Below are 22,142 nucleotides of genomic sequence, written 5' to 3'. Positions count from 1 at the left end.
TTCGACCCGATAGTTTGCCGCGACGACACGCGCCGGAAACATCCGGCCTGATAAGATACATTCAAGAGACCGGAGCGAAGCAGTGGATCAATCGTCCTTTCAAAAGCAGCTCGATGCGTTGCGCGATCATCGTGCGGCCAAATCAGGCTCGATGCGCGAGGCTTTCGCTGCCGATCCGCAGCGCTTCGAGAAATTCTCCGCCAGCGACGGCGAACTGCTGCTCGACTGGTCGAAATGCGCGGTCGATGCGCGGACGATGGAGTTGCTGGAGAACCTAGCTGAGGCCGCCGATCTCGAAGGCCGGCGCGCCGCGATGTTTGCCGGCAAGAAGATCAACGTCACCGAAGGCCGCGCTGTGCTGCATACTGCGCTGCGTAACCTTACCGGCAAAGGCATCGTGCTCGACGGCCAGGACGTGAAGGCGGAAGTCCTCGGCGTACTCGACGCGATGGGCGCCTTCGCCGACGCGGTGCGTTCCGGTAAGGCGGCCGGCGCGACCGGCAAGAAGATCACCGACATCGTCAACATCGGCATCGGCGGCTCCGATCTCGGCCCGGCCATGGCGACCTTGGCGCTGGCGCCCTATCATGACGGGCCGCGCGCGCATTACGTGTCCAATATCGACGGTGCCCATATCCACGACACGTTGAAGGGTCTTTCCGCCGAAACCACCCTGTTCATCATCGCCTCCAAGACCTTCACCACGGTTGAGACGATGACCAATGCCGAGACGGCACGCAGATGGGTCGAGAAGGCGCTCGGCAAGGAAGCGGTCGGCAAGCATTTCGCCGCCGTCTCGACGGCGCTCGACCTGGTCGCCAAATTCGGCATCGCAGCCGACCGCGTCTTCGGCTTCTGGGACTGGGTCGGCGGTCGCTATTCCGTCTGGGGTGCGATCGGCCTGCCGGTGATGATCGCCATAGGCCCTAAGGATTTTCGCGCCTTTCTCGACGGCGCCCATGAGATGGACGAGCATTTCCGCACCGCGCCGCTAGCGAAGAACCTGCCGGCGCTGATGGGGCTGATCGGCTGGTGGCATCGCGTGATCTGCAAATATCCGGCTCGCGCCGTCATCCCCTACGATCAGCGTCTGTCCAGGCTGCCGGCCTATTTGCAGCAGCTCGACATGGAATCGAACGGCAAGAGCGTCACCCTGGATGGCGGCGCTGTGACGACGCCGACCGGCCCGCTGGTCTGGGGCGAGCCCGGCACCAACGGCCAGCACGCCTTCTTCCAGCTTCTGCATCAGGGCACCGATTTCATTCCGGTCGAATTCCTCGCCGCTGCCGTCGGCCACGAGCCGGAACTGAAGCATCATCACGACCTTCTGCTCGCCAATTGCCTGGCGCAGTCGGAAGCCTTCATGAAGGGCCGCACGCTTGAGGAAGCCCGCGCGCAGATGCTGGCGAAAGGCATGAAGCCCGCCGATGTCGACAGGGTTGCTCCGCACCGCGTCTTCTCCGGCGACCGCCCCTCGGTGACGATCCTCTACAGGAAGCTCGACCCACATACATTCGGACGGCTGATTGCGCTTTACGAACATCGCGTCTTCGTCGAAGGCACGCTGTTCAACATCAACTCCTTCGACCAGTGGGGCGTCGAGCTCGGCAAGGAACTGGCGACCGGGCTGCTGCCCGTTGTTGAAGGCAAGGAGAATGCCGCAAAGCGGGATGCCTCGACTGCCGGACTGGTGGAATACATTCACCGCTTGCGCGGCCCGGAGTGAAAAGCTTGGCGGACATCAAGGGAATATTGTTCGACAAGGACGGCACGCTCGTGGATTTCAACGCGACATGGCTGGGCATCGCCGACTTCATGGCGATGGATGCGGCCGAAGGCGATCGCTGGAAGGCAGACAGGCTGCTTGCGGCGGCGGGCTTCGACTTCGCCACCAGGCGCTTCAAGCCGGATTCTATCTTTGCCTCCGGGACCAACATGGACGTCGTCGAACTGTGGTTTCCGCGGCTGTCCGACGAGGACCAGATGCTTGCCGTCGCCCGCTTCAATGCCATCACTTCGGCGCAAGGATCGGCGATGGCCGTGGCGCTGCCGGGTGTGGTCGAGACGCTTGGGCTGCTTCACAGAAAATCCTACCGGCTTGGCGTCGCCACCAACGACTCGACCAGCGGCGCGGAAAAGACCTTGGTCACGCTGGGCGTCGCGCAGCTTTTCGAAGCCGCCTATGGTTACGACGCGGTGGCCAATCCAAAACCGGCGCCGGATACGATCCTTGCCTTTTCGGATCTGACAGGGCTCAGGCCGGCGACGATCGCAATGGTCGGCGACAATCGTCACGATCTGGAGATGGCGCGCGCCGGCGGCTGCGGCCTGGCGATCGGCGTGCTGTCCGGCACCGGCACACGTGAATCGCTGTCACAGATCGCCGACGTCATCCTGGATTCGGTGGCCGATCTGCCCGATTTTCTTGCGGCCCGGGTCAGCGAGACGGTCTAGACTCGTAGTTATCTGGTCCGAACGAGAACACGCCGCTCGGTTTCATCGCCGCATTCCTGCCCTCGCCGACATCCGGCACCTCGTATTCGGCCAGCAGGCGAAGCCGCGAGCGCGGCAGATAGGCGCGGCCCGGATCGCCGATCAGCACGGCGATGCCGGCAGCAAGGCAGCGGTCGAGGAAGGGAACGACCCGGCCGGCAAGATCGCGGGCGTAAAACAGGTCGCCGACCACCACGATGTCCACCGGTGGCGGCGGACCGCCGGTGATGTCGTCGCCAACGATCATGATAGCGACGCCGTTCGCAGTCGCATTGAGGCTGAGCGCAACCACACCATTACGATCGATCTCGGCCGCGACGACCGCGCTGGCTCCGGCTTTCGCCGCAGCGATGCCGACGAGGCCCGAGCCGGCGCCGAGGTCGAGCACGCGACGCCCGGCCACGGTCTCCGGCCGGTCGATTATGTAGCGGGCAAGCACCGCGCCGCCGGCCCAGACATAGGCCCAGTACGGTGGCTCCGGTTCAGGTTCGTCTTCTTCGGTCCCATGTTGGTTCCATTCGAGAAGCCGCCTGAGGCCGCTTCCCGGATGGGCGGTGTAAAGCCGGATTTCGGGAAGCGCGGGCACGGGGGCGATCCGCATGTGCGCCCGGATGAACTCTGCCGGGTCTGGCCGCGAACCTATATCCACGGCGGTAGTGCCGACGATGCAATCGCTCAAGCTGCGCCTAGCCCCGCAACGCTCGTCGCAGGATCTTGCCGACCGGTGTCTTCGGCAGTTCGGTGCGGAACTCGATATATCTGGGGCGCTTGTAGCCGGTCAGGTTCTCGCGGCAATAAGCCGTCAGCATCTCGGCGGTCAGTGCCGGGTCCTTTTTGACGACGAACAGCTTTGGCACTTCACCCGAATGCTCGTCCGGCACGCCGATCGCCGCCACCTCGAGTACGCCCGGATGCTGCGCCACCACCTCCTCGAGTTCGTTCGGGTAGACGTTGAAGCCGGAAACCAGGATCATGTCCTTCTTGCGGTCGACGATCTTGGTGTAGCCGCGCTCGTCCATGAAGCCCATGTCGCCCGATTTGAAGAAGCCGTCCTCGGTCATCACCTTGGCGGTCTCGTCCGGCCGGTTCCAGTAGCCGGCCATCACCTGCGGTCCGCGGATGCAGATTTCGCCGACCTCGCCGAGCGGCAAATTGTTGCCATCGTCGTCGCGGATGGCGATCTCGGTCGAGGGCAGCGGCAGCCCGATCGTGCCGGTGTAGACTCCGTCGCTGAATTTGTTGGCGGTCGCCCCCGGCGAGGTTTCGGAGAGTCCGTAGGCCTCGCTGATCGGGCAGCCGGTCAGCGCCTTCCAGCGCTCTGCGATGCCCTTCTGCACTGCCATGCCGCCACCCAGCGTCAGGATCAGCGGCTTGAAGTCGAGCCTGCGAAAATCCTCATTATTGAGCAGCGCATTGAACAGCGTGTTGAGGCCAGGAAAGATGTGGATCGGGTATTTCTGCAGCTCCTTGACGAAGCCGGGAATGTCGCGCGGATTGGGGATGAGCACGTTCTGCGCGCCCTGCTGCATTCCCATCATCGCGTTCACTGTGAGCGCAAAGATATGATAGAGGGGCAGCGCGCAGAGGAAGTTCATATGCGCCGGTTTCGGCTTGACCGTGTAGGCGTCTTCGACCCAGAGCGCGTTCTGCGCGACGTTCGCCAAGACATTGCTGTGCAAAAGCATCGCGCCCTTGGAGATGCCGGTCGTACCGCCCGTATATTGCAGGAAGGCGATGTCGCCGGCCACGACCTCGGCGGGTTTGAAGGTCACGCCGGCGCCGGCCTTCAATGCGGCGTTGAATTTGACATGGCCGGGCAGCGACCATGCCGGCACCATCTTCTTGACGCGGCGCACGACGAAGTTGACGATCGTTCCCTTGAGCCCGCCGAGCATGTCGCCCATCGTGGCGACCACGACATGCTTGACCGCGGTCCTGGCGATCACCGCCTGCAAGGTGCAGGCGAAATTTTCGAGGATGACAATGGCTTGAGCGCCGGAATCCTTGAGCTGGTGCTCCAGCTCGCGCGGCGTGTAGAGCGGGTTGATGTTCACCACGACATAGCCGGCGCGAAGCACTGCCATCATCGCCACCGGATATTGCAGCACGTTCGGCATCATCAGCGCGACACGCGCGCCCTTCTGCAGCCCCTTTGATTGCAGATAAGCGCCAAAGGCCGCCGACCGTCGCTCGAGATCGGCATATGTGATCGATTTGCCCATGCAGACGAAGGCCGGCCGATTCGCAAACTGCTTGCAGGCGGCGACGAGAAAGTCGCCGATCGAGCTGGAGGGCAGGGCGCCGATCTCGGCCGGCACGATCTTTGGATAACTCTTGAGCCAGGGTTTTTCCGGCAGGCCGGCGGCCAGCGACGTGATCGCCTTCGGTAATCTCTTGGCCGGACCTGCCGGCGGTTTTGGCGCAGTCGGCACTGCCTTCGCCGCCGGCTTGGCAGCAGCGTCGGACTTTGCGGGGGTCGCCGTCTTACTGGCTGCCGGCTTGGCAGACTTTCCAGCCGCGGTTTTCGCCGCCGGCTTCGCGCTTGTCTTCGCGGGCGCGGTGACAGCCTTCGGCTTGACGGCCTTCACGGCGGCGGCCTTTGATTTACTCGCTCGCTCGACCGCTTTCGAGGCGGCCTTGGCCCCTGCTTTCGCAGGGGTCGTTGTCTTTGCTGCTTTTGCCACCTGTCGCTCCCTCGGTCGTTCTTATTGTCTCTGGTCGCTTTTCGTGCCACCGCGCCGACTCCTGACGATCAGAGGCATCCTCCGCTACCGCGATGTCGGGATTCCTGGAAATCCAGCATGCCGTCTATGTATTGCGACTACTGGCGGCGGTGCAAGTCTTCCCCCTTCGGCAGAACGGGAAGACGTGGTCGTCAAGCCGATCCGTTCGGACGCGTTGCAGACAGCATCTTTCGGCACCCGTGGCGATCCGAATGCGCCGGTCGGCCAATGTTGCCGATATCGCCAATCAATAAAAAATTGAGGTCGTTAATAATCTCGTGATCTCAAGATTCGATTAGTTTTTTCTACAATTCAGCCTGTACCGGAATTTTTTTCTGCTTACCGTGGGTTAGGCAAACGAGGAGTTCCAAAGCCTGAAAAACGGTGCTTATATGCGCCCTTCGCGAGCCTGATCGAGGGGCTTGGAAGAACATCAGGGAGTGCTCAATGAAAAAGAAACTGACTTTTGCAGCCGCGTTGCTGGCTGCAAGCGTCCTCGGCGGCATGGCCAATGCAAAACAACTGGTCTATTGCTCGGAGGCATCGCCGGCCGGCTTCGACCCGTCGCCATGGAGCGGCGGCAACGACTTCGACGCCTCGTCGCGCACTATCTATTCGCGCCTGGTCGAGTTCGAGCATGGCAAGACCACCATTTCGCCCGGCCTCGCAGAGAGCTGGACGGTTTCCGACGACGGTCTCGAATATACATTCAAGCTTCGCCCGGGTGTGAAATTCCAGACGACCGACTATTTTACGCCGACTCGCGACCTCAATGCCGACGACGTGATCTTTTCCTTCGAACGCCAGTGGAAGAAAGAAAGCCCGTGGTACAGCTATCTGGAAGGCACCGGCTGGGAATATTTCACCGGCATGGGCTTCCCCGATCTCCTGAAGGAAATCGTCAAGGTCGACGACCTGACCGTGAAATTCGTTCTGAACAAGCCTGAAGTCGCCTTCCTGCCTGACCTCGGCATGGATTTCGCCTCGATCGTCTCCAAGGAATATGCCGACCAGCTCGACAAGGCCGGCACCAGGCAGCAGTTCACCCAGAAGCCGGTCGGCACCGGTCCGTTCCAGTTCGTCGACTACCAGGTCGATGCGGTCATCCGCTACGCCGCATGGGACGGCTACTATGGCGGCCGCCAGAAGATCGACGATCTGATCTTCGCCATCACGCCCGATCCGGCCGTGCGCGCGCAGAAGCTGAAGGCAGGCGAGTGCGATATCATGTCGTACCCGGCGCCGGCCGACATCGCCGGACTGCAGGCCGACACGAACCTCAAGGTGGACGAGCAGGAAGGCCTGAATATCGGCTACATGGCTTACAATACGACGCAGCCGCCCTTTGACAAGGTCGAGGTCCGCAAGGCCCTCAACATGGCGGTCAACAAGAAGGCGATCATCGACGCGGTCTATCAGGGCGCCGGCGCGCCGGCCATCAACCCGATCCCACCGACCATGTGGTCCTATAACAAGGACATCAAGGACGATCCCTACGATCCGGAGGCGGCCAAGAAGATGCTGGCCGATGCAGGCGTCAAGGATCTCTCGATGAAGATCTGGGCTATGCCGGTCAGCCGCCCCTACAACCCGAACGCCCAGCGCGTCGCCGAGTTGATCCAGGCCGACTACGCTGCCGTCGGCGTCAAGGCGGAGATCGTCAGCTACGAATGGACCGAGTACCGCCAGCGCGGCAAGGCCAAGGATCGCGACGGCGCCTTCCAGCTGGGCTGGACCGGTGACAATGGCGATCCGGACAACTTCTTTTTCCTGCTCGGTTGCGATGCCATCGGCCAGTCCAATTATGCGATCTGGTGCAACCAGGAATTCGAAGCCCTGCTGAAAAAAGGCAAGGCGACGACGGACGTGGCCGAGCGCACCAAGATCTACGAGGAAGCTCAGGTGGTGTTCAAGCGTGAGGCTCCGTGGCTGACCATCGCCCACTCCAAGGTCTTCATGCCGATGAACAAGAAGGTGTCGGGCTTCGTTATGGACCCGCTCGGCATTCATCGGTTTGACGGCGTCGACGTCACCGAATAAGTCCTGAGAAATTGAACGGCGGCGCTGGACTTCCTGCGCCGCCGTTCTATGAAGCAAGATGCTCCGTTATCTCCTCCACAAGCTCGCTTTGATCATCCCGACCGTGTTCGGCATATCGCTGGCGGCGTTCGCTTTCGTCCGGCTTCTGCCCGGCGATCCCATTCTGGCCCTGGCCGGCGAGCGCGGCGTCAGCCCCGAACGCTACGCCCAGCTCATCGAGCAGTTTGGCTACAACCGGCCTTATGTCATCCAGTACCTGGAATATATCGGCAGGGTCCTGACCGGCGATTTCGGCATATCGATTGCCACCAAGCGGCCAGTGCTCGGCGAATTCCAGGCGCTGTTTCCAGCCACGCTGGAACTGGCGACGGTGGCGTTGATCATCGCCGTCCTGCTCGGCATTCCTGCCGGTATCTTCGCGGCGGTCAAGCGCGGCTCGTGGTTCGACCAGGCGACGATGGGTGTCGCGCTGACCGGCTATTCGATGCCGATCTTCTGGTGGGGGTTGCTGCTCATCATCTTCTTCTCCGGTTATCTCGGCTGGACGCCGGTTTCCGGCCGCATCGGCCTGCAGTATTTCTTCAGGCCGACGACCGGGTTCATGCTCATCGACAGCCTGATCTCCGGCAGGAGCGGCGCTTTCAAATCCGCCGTCAGCCATTTGATCCTGCCGTCCATCGTGCTGGCGACGATCCCGCTTGCCGTCATAGCGCGCCAGACTCGCTCGGCGATGCTTGAGGTGCTGGGCGAGGACTATGTCCGCACCGCGCGCGCCAAGGGCCTGGCGCCGCGCCGTGTCATCGGGCTGCACGCTTTTCGCAACGCGCTGATTCCGGTGGTCACCACCATCGGACTGCAGGTCGGCACGTTGATGGCGGGCGCCATTCTTACCGAAACCATTTTTTCCTGGCCCGGCATCGGCAAATGGATGATCGACGCCATCGGCAAGCGCGACTATGTCGTCGTTCAGAGCGGATTGCTGATCATCGCGCTGATCGTCATGGCGGTGAACCTGATCGTCGACGTGCTCTACGCCGTCATCAATCCGCGCATCCGGGTGCAGTGAGATGACCGACGAATCCGCCGCCGAAGCCACCGCTGCCTCCATCCCGACAGGCGGCAGGCAACGCGCCTTCGCCGAGTTCTGGCACTACTTCTCGATGAACACCGGCGCGGTCATCGGCCTTGTCGTGTTTTCGGCGTTGGTGCTGGTGGCGGTCTTTGCGCCGTTCGTCGCGCCGCATCCGCCCGACGAGCAGTTTCGCGATGCGCTGCTGGCGCCCCCTGCCTGGCAGCAAGGCGGCAAATCGATGTTCCTGCTCGGCACCGATGCGGTCGGCCGCGACATGCTTTCGCGGTTGATTTTCGGGGCGCGTTTCTCGCTGTTCATCGGCCTGGTGGTGGTCGTCTTCTCGCTCACCAGCGGCATCGTGCTTGGCGTGCTCGCCGGCTATTTCCGCGGCTGGGTCGACACGCTGATCATGCGCATCATGGATATTATCCTGGCCTTCCCGTCGCTGCTTCTGGCGCTGGTGCTGGTGGCGATCCTCGGCCCCGGGCTGTTCAACGCCATGCTGGCGATCGCGCTGGTGCTGCAGCCGCATTTTGCGCGTCTCACCCGCGCCGCCGTGATGGCCGAAAAGAACCGCGAATATGTCATCTCCGCCAAGGTGGCTGGTGCCGGTCATCTTCGCTTGATGGTGAGGACGATCTTGCCGAACTGCCTGGCACCGCTGATCGTGCAGGCCACCCTGTCCTTCTCCAACGCCATTCTCGAGGCTGCGGCGCTCGGCTTCCTCGGTGTCGGTGCGCAGCCGCCGACGCCGGAATGGGGCACGATGCTCGCCTCGGCGCGCGAGTTCATCCTGCGCGCGCCTTGGGTAGTGACCTTCCCCGGCCTTGCCATTCTGATCACTGTGCTTGCCATCAATCTGATCGGCGATGGTCTGCGCGATGCCTTCGATCCCAAGCTGAAGAGGTCATAATCCAATGCCTCTTCTCGAGATCAAGAACCTGACCGTTTCCTTCGACACCGCCGCTGGACCATTCATGGCGGTACAAGGCATCGACCTGTCGGTCGAACCGCGCGAGGTGTTGGCGATCGTCGGCGAATCCGGTTCCGGAAAATCAGTGGCAATGCTGGCAGTGATGGGGCTTTTGCCCAACACGGCGACGGTGAGGGCGGACCGCATGGCCTTCGACGGCATCGACCTGCTTAAGCTCGGCCCGTCCGAGCGGCGCAAGATTGTCGGCAAGGACATCTCGATGATCTTCCAGGAGCCGGTCGCCAGCCTCAACCCGTGCTTTACCGTCGGCTTCCAGATTGAGGAGGTGCTGCGCTTTCACATGGGCATGGACCGCGCCCAGCGCCGGGCACGCGCCATCGAACTGATGAAGTTGGTCGGCATCGCCGACCCTGAGGAACGGCTGGGCTCCTTCCCGCACCAGATGTCGGGCGGCCAGTGCCAGCGCGTCATGATCGCCATCGCCATCGCCTGCAATCCCAAGCTTTTGATCGCCGACGAGCCAACCACGGCCCTCGACGTCACCATCCAGAAGCAGATCCTCGATCTGCTGGTCGGCCTGCAGGCCAAATACGGCATGGGCCTGATCATGATCACCCACAATATGGGGGTGGTTGCCGAGACCGCCGACCGTGTCATCGTCCAATACAAGGGCCGCAAGATGGAAGAGGCCGACGTGCTGTCGCTGTTCGAATCCCCCAAGAGCAATTACACGCGCGCGCTCCTGTCGGCGCTGCCGGAAAACGCCGTCGGCGACCGGTTGCCTACTGTTTCCGACATGCTGTTCGAGCCGGCCCCATCTGTAGTCGCAGCCCGATCCGCGGGAGGAACCGCCACATGAGCGTGACGGTAGTCGAAGGCAAGAACATCGTGCGCGACTATCATGTCGGCGGCGGGCTTTTCCGCCCCTCCCGTACGGTTCACGCGGTCAAGGGTGTTTCGTTCAGCGTCGACAAGGGCAAGACGCTGGCCATCGTCGGCGAGAGCGGCTGCGGCAAGTCAACGCTCGCCCGCATCATCACCCTGATCGACCCGGCGACCTCCGGCGAGCTTTTCATCGACGGCAAGAAGGTAGACATCGCGAGGGACGGCCTGTCGAAGGAAATGCGCCGCAAGGTGCAGATTGTCTTCCAGAACCCCTATGGTTCGCTCAATCCACGCCAGAAGATCGGCGACGTGCTTGGCGAACCGCTGCTCATCAACACCGACAGCACGGCCGGCGAGCGGCGCGATCTCGCCATGAAGATGCTGAAAAAGGTCGGTCTCGGCCCCGAGCACTACAATCGCTACCCGCATATGTTTTCGGGCGGCCAGCGCCAGCGCATCGCCATTGCCCGCGCGCTGATGCTCAACCCCAGCCTCCTGGTGCTGGACGAGCCGGTCTCGGCACTTGATCTTTCGGTGCAGGCGCAGGTTCTGAACCTGCTCGCCGACCTCCAGGATGAGTTTCAACTGACCTATGTTTTCATCAGCCACGACCTGTCGGTGGTGCGCTATATCGCCGACGATGTGATGGTGATGTATTTCGGCGAAGCGGTCGAATACGGCTCGCGCGACGAGGTCTTCGCCGACCCCAAGCACAGCTATACCAGGACGCTGTTCGCGGCGACGCCGCGTGCCGACGTCGCCAGCATCAAGGCAAGATTGGCGAAAAAGAAGGCCGCCTGATCCGGCGAGGTTTGCCGGCCGGCTACCGCTTCTCGATCCCCGGAATGCCGGAGATCTGCTCGGCGAGAAAGTCGACCAGTAGCCGCACCCGGGCAATGCCCGCACGCTCCGGAACGATCAGCATGCTCAGCGGGACGGGAGGCGGAAAATAGCCCGGCAGGATAATTTCCAGCCGGCCGGCCGCCAGAAGATCGTCGACAAGCCAGTGGTGGGCGGGTGCGATACCGCGTCCGGCGACAAGGGCTTTGCGCGCAGCAAGCCCATGGTCGACCCGAAATCGGCCGCCAAAGGGCACCGCAAAGCGCTCGCCGCCCGGCCCCTGCAGGGCGAGCGTGTCGCTTCCCGCGATGTTCGACATCCGAATGCCTTCATGGCCAGGCAGATCCTGCGGGACAGCCGGTCTGCCCCGGGCCGCCAGATAGGCCGGCGCCGCCACCAGCAGACGCCGGGACTGACCGAGCGCCCGCAGCTTCATCGAGCTGTCGGTGAGCGGACCGAGGCGAAGCGCGATGTCGACGCCCTCCCGCACAAGGTCGATGCGCTCGTCGGTTAGGCTGAGATCGATGCCGATGTCGGGATAACGGTCCTGAAAGGCGAAGATCAGCCGGCTGACGTGCAAGACGCCGAGCGCCGCCGTGCAGGATATCCGGATCGTGCCAGCCGATGCGCCGCGCGTGCCTCGCGCCTCATCGCCGGCCTGCTCAACGAGGCGCAGGATCTGGACGCTGTCGGCATAGTAACGGCTGCCTTCATCGGTCATCGTGACACGCCGGGTGGTCCTGCTGAGCAAGGGCACGCCGACGGCCTCCTCGAGCTCCCGCAGATGCCGCGTGACCGTCGACTGACCAACTCCGAGCTCGCGCGCCACCGCCGAGAGGCTGCCGCGCTCGGCGACGCGAACGAAGGTGCGCATGCGCTCGAGGGTGACGTCCGATTTATCCATTATTCGGCATTATCTTATACATTTCCGACATATAGTGGATTAGCCGACGGCTGGCTACCTTTGGTGTCTATCGTCCTTCTTCGGAGTAGACCCATGAAAGTCCTGCTTGTTTTTGCTCATCCTGAACCGAATTCGCTCAACGGCGCACTGCGTGACGTCGCCATCAGGGAGCTCGAGACCCAAGGCCACGAGGTGCGGGTGTCTGACCTCTATGCCGATGGCTGGAAATCCGAGGTGGACCGTGCCGACTTTCCGTCGTGGCCGCCCGAAGCACGCTTCCTGCCGGCCGGCGCCTCCAAAAAAGCTTTTGCGAGCGGCACTCTGACCGATGACGTCAAAGCGGAGATCGACAAGCTGCTATGGGCCGACACCCTGATCCTCCAGTTTCCCCTGTGGTGGTACGCCATGCCGGCGATCCTCAAGGGCTGGGTCGATCGGGTGTATGCCTACGGCTTCGCCTATGGCGTCGGCGAGCACAGCGATAAGAGGTGGGGTGACCGCTTTGGCGAGGGAACGCTCGCCGGCAAGCGCGCGATGCTAATCGTTACCACCGGCGGCTGGGAGGAGCATTATTCCGCCCGCGGCGTCAACGGCCCGATCGACGACCTGCTGTTCCCGATCAACCACGGGATTCTATACTATCCGGGCTACGACGTGCTTCCGCCGTTCGTGGTCTACAGGGTGGACCGTTTCGGGGAGGCCGATTTCGAGCCTGTCGCGGAGCGACTGCGCGAAAGGATGCGGACGCTCGAGACAATCCAGCCCATTCCTTATCGGCAGCAGAATGGCGGCGATTACCTGATCCCAAGCATGCAGTTGCGCCCCGGCTTGGAGAACCCGGGTGCGACCGCCTTCGCCCTTCACGAGGATCGCGCCGGCGCCGCCGGCCAGCCCGATCAGGACAGCCGGGCAATGATGGTGCGAAGCGCCTCGCCGAAGCGCCGGACTTCCTCGATCGTATTGTAATGCACCAGCGAGGCGCGGACGGCGCCGCTGTCCATGCTGAGGTTGAGCCGCTTCATCAGGCGCGGCGCATACATGTGGCCGTCGCGAATGCCGATCTGCATCTCGGCCATCTCCTCGACGATCCTCTGCGGCGACAGCGTGCCGATGTTGAAGCAGAAGGTCGGCACGCGCTCGCGGAGGCGTGCCTCTTCGGCCACGCCGTAGATCGTCGCGCCGCAATCTTTGAGCACCGCCAGCATTTCGCGCGCCAGCACCTGCTCGTAATCGCGAATGGCATTCATACCGGCGACGATGTTGTCGCGGCGCGATCGGTTATTGGCTGGAGCGAAATTGCGGCCGATCGATTCGAGATAGCGCACCGCGGCATCCATGCCGGAGGCGTTCTCGTAGATGAAGGTGCCGGCCTCGATCTTATAGGGCGGCTCGTCGGGAATGAAGTCCTCGCGGAAGGTCGGCAGACGCTTCAGCGTTTCGAAGCGGCCCCACAGGAAGCCCATATGCGGCGAGAAATTCTTGTAGCCGGAGCAGACCAGATAGTCGCAGTCCCATGCCTGCACATCGATCAGCCCGTGCGGGCCGTAATGCACGCAGTCGAGGAACACTTCGGCGCCTGCCGCATGCGCGATCCCAGCCACTGAAGCAACGTCGACGATCGAGCCGATCGAATGCGCCGTCACCGTGCAGGCCACGAGGCGGGTGCGCTCGGAGACCAGCGGGCGCAAATCGTCGACATGCAGATTGCCGTCCTCGCGCATCCGCCACCATTTGAACTTGGCGCCGGCGGGTGCCAGCGCCAGCCACGTCGCGATATTGGCATCGTGATCCATGTCGGTGATGACGATCTCGTCACGCTCCCCGTTTGGTCGCTCAGAAAGCATCTGGCCGATGCCGAGGCTGACCAGGCGGATGAACGAAGTGGCGTTCATGCCGAAACAGATCTCCGCCGGGTTGGTGGCGTTGATCAGCAAGGCCACGCTTTCGCGCGCGCCGGCGACGGCTTGATCGACGGTGACGCTGCGGCCGTAGCGGCCGCCGCGCTGCACATTATGCGCGACCAAATGGTTGGTGACCGCGTCGAGCACACTTTGCGGGATCTGCGCGCCGGCGGCATTGTCCATGAAGATGAAGTCGCCGGCCTGCTGCAAGGCGGGAAACATGGCGCGGATCGTCTCGACCGGGAAAGCTGCGGCATCGCCCGTTTTCGAAATCTGATGCTGGTTCAAGGTCGTCTCCTGCGAAGTGCGCTGACAGATTCAGCGGGTCTTTTCGGTTTGAAATCGGCGTTCAAGGAGGCTGACGAGACGGACCATCGGCCAGAGAAAGATGAGATAGACCAGCGCGGCGCCGATCAGCGGTGAGGGGTTGGCATAGAGCGATTGCGCGTTGGTCGCTTCCTTCAGCAGTTCGGGCAGCGCCACGGTGGAGGCGAGCGAGGTGTCCTTGAACATCGAAACGCAGTTGCTGGTCATCGGTGGAATGACGACGCGGATCGCCTGCGGCAGCACTACCTTGCGCAAGGTCAGCAAGAACGGCAGGCCGAGCGCCTGCGCCGCCTCGAACTGGCCGCGCGGAATGCTTTCTATGCCGGAGCGGAACACCTCGGCCGAATAGGCCGCCATGATGATGGCGAACGCCATCACCGCGGAAGTCCAAGACGACAGGCGTATGCCGAGAAACGGCAGCGCATAGTAGATCAGGATCAGCACGACCAGCACCGGCATCGCCCGGAAAATGTCGATGTAGCCGACAGCCAGCAGCCGAAGCGGCTTTGGCGCATAGAGCCGTACCAGGCTGATCGCGAGGCCGACGGGAATACCGATGCCGATGCTCATGATTCCGAGCAGCAGCGTGTTCAGGAAGCCGCGCAGCAGTGCCGGCAGGCTGGAGATCATGACGTCGGCGTTGAAGAAGGTGTCCAGCAGCGACATCGCAGCATTCCCGAAACGTTTGGCGTCCCGCGACGCTCGAGCCCGAGCCCGAAATCCGAAATCGTGCCGGCACCGAAAGCCGGCACGACATTTAAGCGCGAACTGCCGCTCAGGCCTTCGGCATAGGCATTTCCTTGACGGTCGAGGAATCGGCCGGTGCGTCGCTGCCGAACCATTTCTTGTGGATCGCGGCCAGCGTGCCATCCGTCTTCATCGCGGTCAGCGCGTCGTTCAGCTTGCCGAGCAACGGGTGGTCCTTGGTCATCATCAGGCCGTACTGCTCGCCGGTCTTGATGCGCTCTTTTACGGCGAGATCCTTCATCCTGGTGAAAGAATATTCCAGGCCCGGAATATCGCTGACCGCCGCATCGACGCGGCCGGAGCTGAGATCGAGCAGCAAATTCTGCTGCGTGTCGTAGCCCTTGACGTCACTGAACCCGTCCGCTTCCTGGTGCGCCTTGACCCAGGTTTCGCCGGTCGAGCCGGACAGCACGCCGACGATCTTGCCCTTGAGGTCGGCCTCGGCCTTGATTGGGCTATCGGCCTTCGCGGCGATGCCCATGTCGGAATCATAGTAGGGTTGCGTGAACGACTGCGACTTCAGCCGCTCCGGCGTGATGGTGATCGACGAAATGGCGACGTCGATGCGCTTAGAGGTGGTGGCGGCGAACAGCGCCTGGAAACCGAGGTCGGCGATGTCAGTGGTCATGCCGATACGCTTTGCCGCTTCGTTGATGATGTCGACTTCGAAACCCTCGAATGTACCGCTCTCGTTCTTGTATTCAAAAGGCGGATTGGTCGGATAGGCGCCGACATTCAGCGTGCCTTCGGCATAGGCCGGGCCGCCGGCGATGCCGATGGCGGCAGCAACAAGAAGCAGGTTGCGACGGGTGAAGTTCATTTTCGTTCCCTCTGGTTGTGATCGGACGGGTTGGCCCCGCACGGTTTTGATACGCCAAGTAACCGGACTGCCGGAAAGCCCTCCCGCCACGGCAGTCGTAAGACATCGGATGCTATCCAAAGTACCGCGCTTTTCAAGGCGAAAGTTTTAAGCTTAAAAAATTGCCGCGTGCTGCCATCAGTCCGGAATAACCGCCGTGGCCTGGATCTCAACCTTGGCGCGATCCTCGACCAACGCCATCACCTGCATGGCGGCCATCGCCGGAAAATGCCGGCCGATCACCTCGCGATAGACCTCGCCGATCCCCTTGAGATTGGCCAAATATCCCGCCTTGTCGGTAAAGTACCAGGTCATCGAGGTGATATGCTGCGGCTTGGCGCCGGCCTCGGCGAGCACGGCGACAATATTGGCCAGCGTCTGCTTCACCTGGCCGACAAGATCGTCGGTCTCGAAGCGGCCCTGCCCGTTCCAGCCGACCTGCCCGCCGACGAAGACAAGCTGCCCACGCGCGGCGACGCCATTGGCGTAGCCGACGGGTTTCGCCCAGCCTTCCGGCTGCAGGATGGTGTGCATATCAAAGCCTCCCAATGCTCAAATCCGGTCGCTCAAAACTCAAAGACAATCAATTCTTCCACACAAACTCCGGTCTCAGGCCGCTCCCATCACTTGCCGTGCAATCACCACCTTCTGCACGTCCGACGCTCCCTCGTAGATGCGCAGTGCCCGGATCTCGCGATACAGTCTTTCGACGATATGGCCCCTGCGGACGCCGTCGCCGCCATGCAGCTGCACAGCCCTGTCGATCACCTCCTGCGCCTTGTCGGTGGCGAACAGCTTGGCCATCGCCGCTTCGCGGGTGACACGGGCGGTCCCCATGTCCTTGGTCCAGGCGGCGCGGTAGACCAACAAGGCGGCGGCATCGACATCCAGCGCCATCTCGGCGATGTGGCCCTGCACCATCTGCAGCTCGGCCATCGCTGCACCGAACAGCCTGCGCTCGGCCACTCTTTTGATGCTTTCGTCCAGCGCGCGCCGGGCAAAGCCGAGCGCAGCTGCCCCGACCGTCGAACGGAACACGTCGAGCACCGACATGGCGATGCGAAAACCATCACCGGGTTTGCCGATCAGCGCCGAGGCTGGAACGCGGGCATTGTCGAAAGACAGCCGGGCGAGCGGGTGCGGCGCGATCACCTCCAGCCGCTCGGCGATGGTCAGGCCCTTTGTCTCGGCCGGCACGATGAACGCCGAAAGCCCCTTGGCACCGGGCGCTTCGCCAGTACGGACAAAGACAACATAAAAGTCAGCGATACCGCCGTTGGAGATCCAGGTTTTTTCGCCGGATAGGATATAGCTATCGCCGTCACGCGTGGCCGTCATTTCCATATTGGCAACGTCCGAGCCCGAACGCGCCTCCGACAGTGCGAAAGCCGAAATCGCCTTGCCGGCCCGTGTCTTCCCCAGCCAGTGCTGCTGGTCTGGCGTGCCGAACAGGCTGAGCGCGCCGGTGCCGAGCCCTTGCATGGCGAAGGCGAAATCGGCCAGCCCGTCATGCCGGGCCAGCGTTTCGCGCGTGAGGCACAATGTGCGCACGTCGAGTGCTGCAGGGTTTTCGGTGTCGAGCGCTGTCGGTTTCAGCCAGCCATCCCGGCCGAGCTTGGCCACCAGCTCGCGGCAGGCTGCGTCGACATCGTCATGCGCGACCGGCAGGTTCTTGGCGCACCATGCCTCCAGCCGCTCTGCCAACTCGCGGTGATGGTCCTCGAAAAACGGCCAGGTGAGGAAGGAACGGTCAGGCATTTCTGCCTCCACAGTTCTCCGGCGCTGGCGCTCCACGGCGCCCCCCTCTGTCCTGCCGGACATCTCCCCCTCTAGGGGGGAGATTGGCGGCTTCGCTGCCACTGCTCTCCCGGCGATGTTGGAGATTGGCGAAAGCGGGCCTGACATCCAATCTCCCCCCTTGAGGGGGAGATGGCCGGCAGGCCAGAGGGGGGTGCTGTCTTGCCAGCGTGCCCATGGAAGCGATCATCCTCAATCCCCCTCGAACACCGGCTTCTCCTTGGCGACGAAAGCCTTGTAGGCCCGTTCGAAATCGCGGGTCTGCATGCTGATCGCCTGCGCCTGCGCTTCCGCCTCGATAGCCTGGTCGAGGCCCATCGACCACTCCTGGTTCAGCTGCGTCTTGGTCATGCCATGGGCGAAGGTTGGGCCGGAAACGATGCGCGCGGCCATGTCGAGCGCGTCGGCCTCGAGCGTTGCGGCATCGACCAGCCGATTGTAGAAGCCCCAGCGCTCGCCTTCCTCGGCGCTCATCGTGCGGCCGGTATAGAGCAGTTCGGCGGCGCGACCCTGGCCAATGATGCGCGGCAGGATCGCGCAGGCGCCCATGTCGCAGCCGGCAAGGCCGACGCGGCTGAACAGGAAAGCCGTTTTTGCCTGTGGCGTGGCGATGCGGATGTCGGAGGCCATGGCGATAATCGCGCCGGCGCCGACCGCCACGCCGTCGACCGCCGCAATAATCGGCTTGCCGCAATTCAGCATCGCCTTGACGAAATCGCCGGTCATGCGAGTGAAGGCGAGCAGCGCCTTCATGTCCATCTTGACCAGTGGGCCGATGATTTCGTGGACATCGCCGCCCGAGCAGAAATTGCCGCCATTGGGAAGGAACACCACCGCATCGACGTCGTCGGCATAGACGAGATCGCGAAAAGTGTCGCGCAATTCGGCATAGCTGTCGAAGGTCAGCGGGTTCTTGCGCTCCGGCCGGTCAAGCCGGATCTTTGCGATTTTGCCTTCAACCTGCCAGAGGAAATGCTTCGGCTTGCGGCCGGCTATCTTTGCCATTCCCGTCCCTCCCAATTGCTGCGGAAGGAGGTCAGCATGCCGGTCAGCCGGCGCGCCTCGTCCTCGCTCACATTGCCCAGCAATTCGCCGACCCATTTTTCATGCGCGGCGGCGATCACGGCGAAAGTCTTCGATCCCTCTTCCGTCAGCCGTACCATCGAGGTGCGGCGGTCGCCATTGCGTCGGGCTCGCATCACCAGCCCTTCCGAGACCAGCCGGTCGATGATGCCCGTGACATTGCCGTTGGACACTAGCAGGAAGCGCGACAGGTCGCTCATCAGCATGCCCTCGGGCGCCCTGTAGAGCGCGGCCATCACGTCGAAGCGTGGCAGCGTTGTGTTGAATTCTTGCCGCAAGCGTTCGCGCAGCTCGGCCTCGATGGTGCGCGAGGCGCGCAGCAAGCGTATCCACAGCCGCAGGCGGTCCTTGCCGGGTCCGGACGGGGCGGGCAGGGGACCGGCTACCATGTCTCACCTCCGGAGATCGAAATCGTTTGTCCGGTGATCGACCCGGCGGCGTCGCTACACAGATAGAGCACGGCGGCTGCAATTTCCTCTGGCTGGATGAAGCGGCCTTGCGGGTTGGTCTCGGCAAGGCTTGTCCGCGCCTGCTCGGCCGAGCGGCCGGTCGTTTCGAGGATGCGCCGAACGGCGCCTTCCAGCATTTCGGTTTCGACGAAACCCGGGCACACCGCATTTACGGTCACGCCGGACTTCGCGGTCTCGACGGCGAGTGCCCGCATCAGACCGACGACGCCATGCTTGGCTGCGACATAAGCTGCAACATAGGGATAGCCTTTCAGTCCGGCGGTGGAAGCGATGAAGATGATACGGCCCGTCTTGCGCGCGGCCATGCCGGCCAGCGCCGGCTTCACCGTCAGGAACACACCGGTCAAGTTGACGTCGAGCGTGCGCTGCCAGTCTGCCAGCGAGGTCCGCTGCGCCGAGGCGCTGCCGGACATGCCGGCATTGGCAACGACGACGTCTAACGGTCCGCGTGCCGCTTCCGCGTCCTCGTAGAGCGACGCCATCGATGCCTCGTCGGTGACGTCGGCGGCAATGGCGAAGATGCGCTTGTTCTGAGCGGCGACCTCGGCAAGCGGCTCCACGCGCCGGCCACAGATGGTCACATCGATGCCTGCGCCGGCCAGCGCCAGCGCGATCGCCCGGCCGACGCCGGAGCCGCCGCCGGTGACCAGCGCATGTCGCCCTGAAATCGCTGCGGCGGAACTCATACTTTCAACCCCGCCGCCGCTTCGCGCTCGGCCAGCCGGTAGAGTTGGTCGCGGCCGGGCAGATAGGGATCCGGCCATTTGACGCCGCGATCGCCAAGCGTGACCGCCGCATGCAGCGTCCAGTAGGGATCGGCAAGATGCGGCCTTGCCAGTGCGACGAGGTCGGCGCGGCCGGCCATCAGGATCGAGTTGACATGGTCCGGCTCGTAGATATTGCCGACCGCCATGGTCGCCATGCCGACTTCGTTGCGGATGCGGTCGGAAAATGGCGTCTGGAACATGCGGCCATAGACCGGTCTTGCCACGGCCGAAGTCTGGCCGGCCGACACGTCGCAGATGTCGACTCCGGCTTCATGCAGCTGCCGCGCGATCTCGACCGCATCGGCCGGCGTCACGCCCTCGATGCCGAGCCAGTCATTGGCGGAGATGCGCATCGAGATCGGCTTTTCAGCCGGCCATACGGCGCGCACCGCATGAAAGATTTCCAAGGGATAGCGCATGCGGTTTTCCAACGAGCCGCCATAGGAGTCGGTGCGCCGGTTGGTCAAGGGTGTGATGAAGGAGGACAGGAGATAACCGTGCGCGGCGTGGATTTCGAGCATGTCGAAGCCGCAGCGCGCCGCCATCTCGGCCGAAGCGACGAACTGCTCGCGCACCGTATCCATGTCGGCGCGGTCCATCGCCTTCGGCACCTGGTTCTGCGGCGACCACGGCACGGAAGATGCCGCCATGACGGGCCAATTGCCCGAGGTCAGCGGCACGTCGGTTCCCTGCCAGCCGAGCCGGGTCGATCCCTTGGCGCCGGAATGGCCGATCTGCGCACAGATTTTGGCTTCGGTTTCGGCATGGACGAACTCGACCAGCCGCTTCCAGGCGACCTCATGCTCGGGCGCATAGAAACCGGGGCAGCCAGGCGTGATGCGGCCTTCCGGGCTGACACAGGTCATCTCGATGTAGAGGAGAGCGGCGCCGCCCTTGGCCCGTTCGGCATAGTGGGCGAAATGCCAGTCGGTCGGACAGCCGTCGACCGCCTTGTACTGCGCCATCGGCGAGACGACGATACGGTTCTGCAGCGCCATGTCGCGCAGCCGGAACGGCGCAAACATCGGCGCGCGACGCAGACTGTTGCCGCCAGCACCGGCCTGACGTTGGAACCATTCCTCGGCGCCGGCCAGCCATTCGGCATCGCGCAGCCGCAAATTCTCGTGACTGATGCGCTGCGAACGCGTCAGCAGCGAATAATTGAACTGCACCGGATCGAGGCCGAGATAGCGCTCGACCTCCTCGAACCATTCGAGCGAATTGCGTGCCGCCGACTGCAGCTTCAGCACTTCGGTGCGACGGGCGTCCTCATATTTGCGGAAGGCTGCCTCGAGGTCCGGCTCGGACTCGACATAGTCGGCCAGCGCCACCGCGCTTTCCAGCGCCAGCTTGGTGCCGGACCCGATCGAGAAATGCGCGCTCGCCGCCGCGTCGCCCATCAGCGCCAGGTTTTTGTAGGACCAGCGTTCGCACAAGACGCGCGGGAAATTGATCCAGGCCGAGCCGCGGATATGATTGGCGTTGGTCATCAGCGCGTGGCCGCCGAGATGGCGGGCAAAGATGCGCTCGCAGACGGCAATCGATTCCTGCTGAGACATCGCGCCGAAGCCGAAGCGTTGCCAGGTCTGCTCGCTGCATTCGACGATGAAGGTCGCGGTATCGCTGTCGAACTGGTAGGCATGCGCCCAGACCCAGCCATGTTCGGTTTTCTCGAAGATGAAGGTGAAGGCGTCGTCGAATTTCTGACGGGTGCCGAGCCAGACGAACTTGCATTTGCGGACATCGATATCGGGCTTGAACACGTCGACGAAGGCGCCCCGCGCTTTCGAGTTCAGCCCATCGGCGGCGACGACCAGGTCGTGCGTCTCCATATATGGCTTGGGATCGGCGATGTCGATTTCGAAGACCAGCTTGACGCCGAGTTCGCGCGCCCGCCGCTGCAGCAGCGTGAGCAGCCGCTTGCGGCCGATGCCGCAAAAGCCGTGACCGGTCGAGACCGTGCGCACGCCGTCATGGATAACGGCGATATCGTCCCAATAGGCAAAATGCTTGCGGATCCAGACGGCGCTGACCGGGTCGTTCCTGGTCAGGTTCTCCAGCGTTTCGGCCGACAGCACGACGCCCCAGCCGAACGTATCGTCGGCACGGTTGCGCTCGAACACCGTCACCTCATGCGCCGCATCCCGGAGCTTCATCGAGATGGCAAAGTAGAGGCCGGCTGGTCCGCCGCCGAGAACCGCAACTTTCATCGTGCGATCTCCTCTTCGCTTCTGTTTGTCGAGTTTACGCCTGAGGAAAATTAATTCAAGCTTGAAGTTTCAAGATTGAAACAATCCGCC

At 62.9% G+C, this 22,142-nt stretch carries 20 protein-coding genes; 8 read left to right on the top strand and 12 right to left on the bottom strand.

What is annotated here, in order from left to right; translation table 11 throughout:
- Positions 1–82: 82 nt before the first annotated feature.
- Both pgi and NKH37_RS14360 read left to right on the top strand, forming a co-directional pair.
- The gene (pgi, locus tag NKH37_RS14365; protein WP_353005307.1) at positions 83–1,726 is read left to right on the top strand and encodes a glucose-6-phosphate isomerase; all 1,644 of its coding nucleotides are present in this window, start codon (positions 83–85) and stop codon (positions 1,724–1,726) included.
- Between the two features lie 5 nt (positions 1,727–1,731).
- The gene (locus tag NKH37_RS14360) at positions 1,732–2,454 is read left to right on the top strand and encodes an HAD family hydrolase (protein WP_023717885.1); all 723 of its coding nucleotides are present in this window, start codon (positions 1,732–1,734) and stop codon (positions 2,452–2,454) included.
- Here NKH37_RS14360 and NKH37_RS14355 read toward each other — a convergent pair.
- On the bottom strand, positions 2,438–3,094 hold the full coding sequence (locus NKH37_RS14355) for a class I SAM-dependent methyltransferase (RefSeq protein WP_084642516.1): 657 nt from the start codon (positions 3,092–3,094) through the stop codon (positions 2,438–2,440). The two genes, NKH37_RS14360 and NKH37_RS14355, sit on opposite strands and share 17 nt — an antisense overlap.
- 85 nt (positions 3,095–3,179) lie before the next feature.
- Positions 3,180–5,177 (bottom strand): long-chain-fatty-acid--CoA ligase, encoded by a 1,998-nt coding sequence (locus NKH37_RS14350; protein WP_353041109.1) that lies wholly within the window; start codon positions 5,175–5,177, stop codon positions 3,180–3,182.
- Positions 5,178–5,663: 486 nt separating this feature from the next.
- Between NKH37_RS14350 and NKH37_RS14345 the strand changes: the two genes are divergently transcribed.
- Genes NKH37_RS14345 through NKH37_RS14325 form a run of 5 tightly spaced genes read left to right on the top strand, consistent with a single transcriptional unit; the run spans position 5,664 to position 10,948 of the window.
- Complete coding sequence (locus tag NKH37_RS14345; protein ID WP_353041107.1) at positions 5,664–7,256, top strand: ABC transporter substrate-binding protein; 1,593 nt, start codon at positions 5,664–5,666, stop codon at positions 7,254–7,256.
- Between the two features lie 58 nt (positions 7,257–7,314).
- Positions 7,315–8,322 carry an ABC transporter permease subunit gene (locus NKH37_RS14340; RefSeq protein WP_023676822.1) on the top strand — a complete coding sequence of 336 codons (1,008 nt, stop codon included), beginning with the start codon at positions 7,315–7,317 and terminating at the stop codon, positions 8,320–8,322.
- 1 nt (position 8,323) lies between these two features.
- The gene (locus tag NKH37_RS14335) at positions 8,324–9,241 is read left to right on the top strand and encodes an ABC transporter permease subunit (RefSeq protein WP_353005304.1); all 918 of its coding nucleotides are present in this window, start codon (positions 8,324–8,326) and stop codon (positions 9,239–9,241) included.
- 4 nt (positions 9,242–9,245) lie between these two features.
- Positions 9,246–10,121: an ABC transporter ATP-binding protein gene (locus tag NKH37_RS14330; protein WP_352493740.1), complete on the top strand. Its 876-nt coding sequence runs from the start codon at positions 9,246–9,248 to the stop codon at positions 10,119–10,121.
- Positions 10,118–10,948 carry a dipeptide ABC transporter ATP-binding protein gene (locus tag NKH37_RS14325; RefSeq protein WP_352483289.1) on the top strand — a complete coding sequence of 277 codons (831 nt, stop codon included), beginning with the start codon at positions 10,118–10,120 and terminating at the stop codon, positions 10,946–10,948. Before NKH37_RS14330 ends, NKH37_RS14325 begins: the two co-directional genes overlap by 4 nt.
- A gap of 22 nt (positions 10,949–10,970) precedes the next feature.
- Here NKH37_RS14325 and NKH37_RS14320 read toward each other — a convergent pair whose 3' ends face one another.
- Positions 10,971–11,891, bottom strand: coding sequence for a LysR family transcriptional regulator (locus NKH37_RS14320; protein ID WP_023717878.1), 921 nt, complete (start codon positions 11,889–11,891; stop codon positions 10,971–10,973).
- Positions 11,892–11,984: 93 nt separating this feature from the next.
- On the opposite strand from NKH37_RS14320, the gene NKH37_RS14315 reads away from it, so the two are divergent.
- Positions 11,985–12,857, top strand: a complete 873-nt coding sequence (locus tag NKH37_RS14315; RefSeq protein ID WP_352716797.1) for an NAD(P)H-dependent oxidoreductase — start codon at positions 11,985–11,987, stop codon at positions 12,855–12,857.
- On the opposite strand, the gene NKH37_RS14310 is transcribed toward NKH37_RS14315, so the two are convergent.
- The 9 genes from NKH37_RS14310 to NKH37_RS14270 all read right to left on the bottom strand — a co-directional run bounded on the left by NKH37_RS14310 (position 12,788) and on the right by NKH37_RS14270 (position 22,052).
- Entirely contained in the window at positions 12,788–14,080 is a 1,293-nt protein-coding gene (locus NKH37_RS14310; protein WP_353041105.1) for a cysteine desulfurase-like protein, read from the bottom strand. The two genes, NKH37_RS14315 and NKH37_RS14310, sit on opposite strands and share 70 nt — an antisense overlap.
- Before the next feature lie 30 nt (positions 14,081–14,110).
- Complete coding sequence (locus NKH37_RS14305) at positions 14,111–14,785, bottom strand: amino acid ABC transporter permease (protein ID WP_023717875.1); 675 nt, start codon at positions 14,783–14,785, stop codon at positions 14,111–14,113.
- Positions 14,786–14,894: 109 nt separating this feature from the next.
- Positions 14,895–15,686: an ABC transporter substrate-binding protein gene (locus NKH37_RS14300; protein WP_023717874.1), complete on the bottom strand. Its 792-nt coding sequence runs from the start codon at positions 15,684–15,686 to the stop codon at positions 14,895–14,897.
- Positions 15,687–15,863: 177 nt separating this feature from the next.
- Positions 15,864–16,259, bottom strand: a complete 396-nt coding sequence (locus NKH37_RS14295) for a RidA family protein (RefSeq protein WP_353041103.1) — start codon at positions 16,257–16,259, stop codon at positions 15,864–15,866.
- A gap of 75 nt (positions 16,260–16,334) precedes the next feature.
- Positions 16,335–17,483: an acyl-CoA dehydrogenase family protein gene (locus tag NKH37_RS14290; RefSeq protein WP_352483285.1), complete on the bottom strand. Its 1,149-nt coding sequence runs from the start codon at positions 17,481–17,483 to the stop codon at positions 16,335–16,337.
- Positions 17,484–17,714: 231 nt separating this feature from the next.
- Positions 17,715–18,527, bottom strand: coding sequence for an enoyl-CoA hydratase family protein (locus NKH37_RS14285; RefSeq protein ID WP_352716792.1), 813 nt, complete (start codon positions 18,525–18,527; stop codon positions 17,715–17,717).
- On the bottom strand, positions 18,515–18,994 hold the full coding sequence (locus NKH37_RS14280) for a MarR family winged helix-turn-helix transcriptional regulator (RefSeq protein ID WP_352716789.1): 480 nt from the start codon (positions 18,992–18,994) through the stop codon (positions 18,515–18,517). The genes NKH37_RS14285 and NKH37_RS14280 overlap by 13 nt, the downstream gene beginning before the upstream one ends.
- Positions 18,988–19,761, bottom strand: a complete 774-nt coding sequence (locus NKH37_RS14275; protein WP_352716787.1) for an SDR family NAD(P)-dependent oxidoreductase — start codon at positions 19,759–19,761, stop codon at positions 18,988–18,990. The genes NKH37_RS14280 and NKH37_RS14275 overlap by 7 nt, the downstream gene beginning before the upstream one ends.
- Complete coding sequence (locus NKH37_RS14270) at positions 19,758–22,052, bottom strand: bifunctional salicylyl-CoA 5-hydroxylase/oxidoreductase (protein WP_352847050.1); 2,295 nt, start codon at positions 22,050–22,052, stop codon at positions 19,758–19,760. Before NKH37_RS14270 ends, NKH37_RS14275 begins: the two co-directional genes overlap by 4 nt.
- Between the last annotated feature and the right edge of the window lie 90 nt (positions 22,053–22,142).

It is taken from the genome of Mesorhizobium sp. M1217 (assembly GCF_040318275.1).
Lineage (GTDB): Bacteria > Pseudomonadota > Alphaproteobacteria > Rhizobiales > Rhizobiaceae > Mesorhizobium.
This window is presented reverse-complemented; position numbering and strand designations above follow the sequence as displayed.

What these genes read in the sequence shown, in the direction of transcription:
- NKH37_RS14330 (WP_352493740.1), top strand. Translation starts at nt 9,246, where the DNA reads ATGCCTCTTCTCGAGATCAAGAACCTGACCGTTTCCTTCGACACCGCC.
- NKH37_RS14285 (WP_352716792.1), bottom strand. Translation starts at nt 18,527, where the DNA reads ATGGCAAAGATAGCCGGCCGCAAGCCGAAGCATTTCCTCTGGCAGGTT.
- NKH37_RS14280 (WP_352716789.1), bottom strand. Translation starts at nt 18,994, where the DNA reads ATGGTAGCCGGTCCCCTGCCCGCCCCGTCCGGACCCGGCAAGGACCGC.
- NKH37_RS14315 (WP_352716797.1), top strand. Translation starts at nt 11,985, where the DNA reads ATGAAAGTCCTGCTTGTTTTTGCTCATCCTGAACCGAATTCGCTCAAC.
- NKH37_RS14335 (WP_353005304.1), top strand. Translation starts at nt 8,324, where the DNA reads ATGACCGACGAATCCGCCGCCGAAGCCACCGCTGCCTCCATCCCGACA.
- NKH37_RS14305 (WP_023717875.1), bottom strand. Translation starts at nt 14,785, where the DNA reads ATGTCGCTGCTGGACACCTTCTTCAACGCCGACGTCATGATCTCCAGC.
- NKH37_RS14320 (WP_023717878.1), bottom strand. Translation starts at nt 11,891, where the DNA reads ATGGATAAATCGGACGTCACCCTCGAGCGCATGCGCACCTTCGTTCGC.
- NKH37_RS14325 (WP_352483289.1), top strand. Translation starts at nt 10,118, where the DNA reads ATGAGCGTGACGGTAGTCGAAGGCAAGAACATCGTGCGCGACTATCAT.
- NKH37_RS14270 (WP_352847050.1), bottom strand. Translation starts at nt 22,052, where the DNA reads ATGAAAGTTGCGGTTCTCGGCGGCGGACCAGCCGGCCTCTACTTTGCC.
- NKH37_RS14340 (WP_023676822.1), top strand. Translation starts at nt 7,315, where the DNA reads ATGCTCCGTTATCTCCTCCACAAGCTCGCTTTGATCATCCCGACCGTG.
- NKH37_RS14295 (WP_353041103.1), bottom strand. Translation starts at nt 16,259, where the DNA reads ATGCACACCATCCTGCAGCCGGAAGGCTGGGCGAAACCCGTCGGCTAC.
- NKH37_RS14290 (WP_352483285.1), bottom strand. Translation starts at nt 17,483, where the DNA reads ATGCCTGACCGTTCCTTCCTCACCTGGCCGTTTTTCGAGGACCATCAC.
- NKH37_RS14345 (WP_353041107.1), top strand. Translation starts at nt 5,664, where the DNA reads ATGAAAAAGAAACTGACTTTTGCAGCCGCGTTGCTGGCTGCAAGCGTC.
- NKH37_RS14355 (WP_084642516.1), bottom strand. Translation starts at nt 3,094, where the DNA reads ATGCGGATCGCCCCCGTGCCCGCGCTTCCCGAAATCCGGCTTTACACC.
- NKH37_RS14300 (WP_023717874.1), bottom strand. Translation starts at nt 15,686, where the DNA reads ATGAACTTCACCCGTCGCAACCTGCTTCTTGTTGCTGCCGCCATCGGC.
- NKH37_RS14275 (WP_352716787.1), bottom strand. Translation starts at nt 19,761, where the DNA reads ATGAGTTCCGCCGCAGCGATTTCAGGGCGACATGCGCTGGTCACCGGC.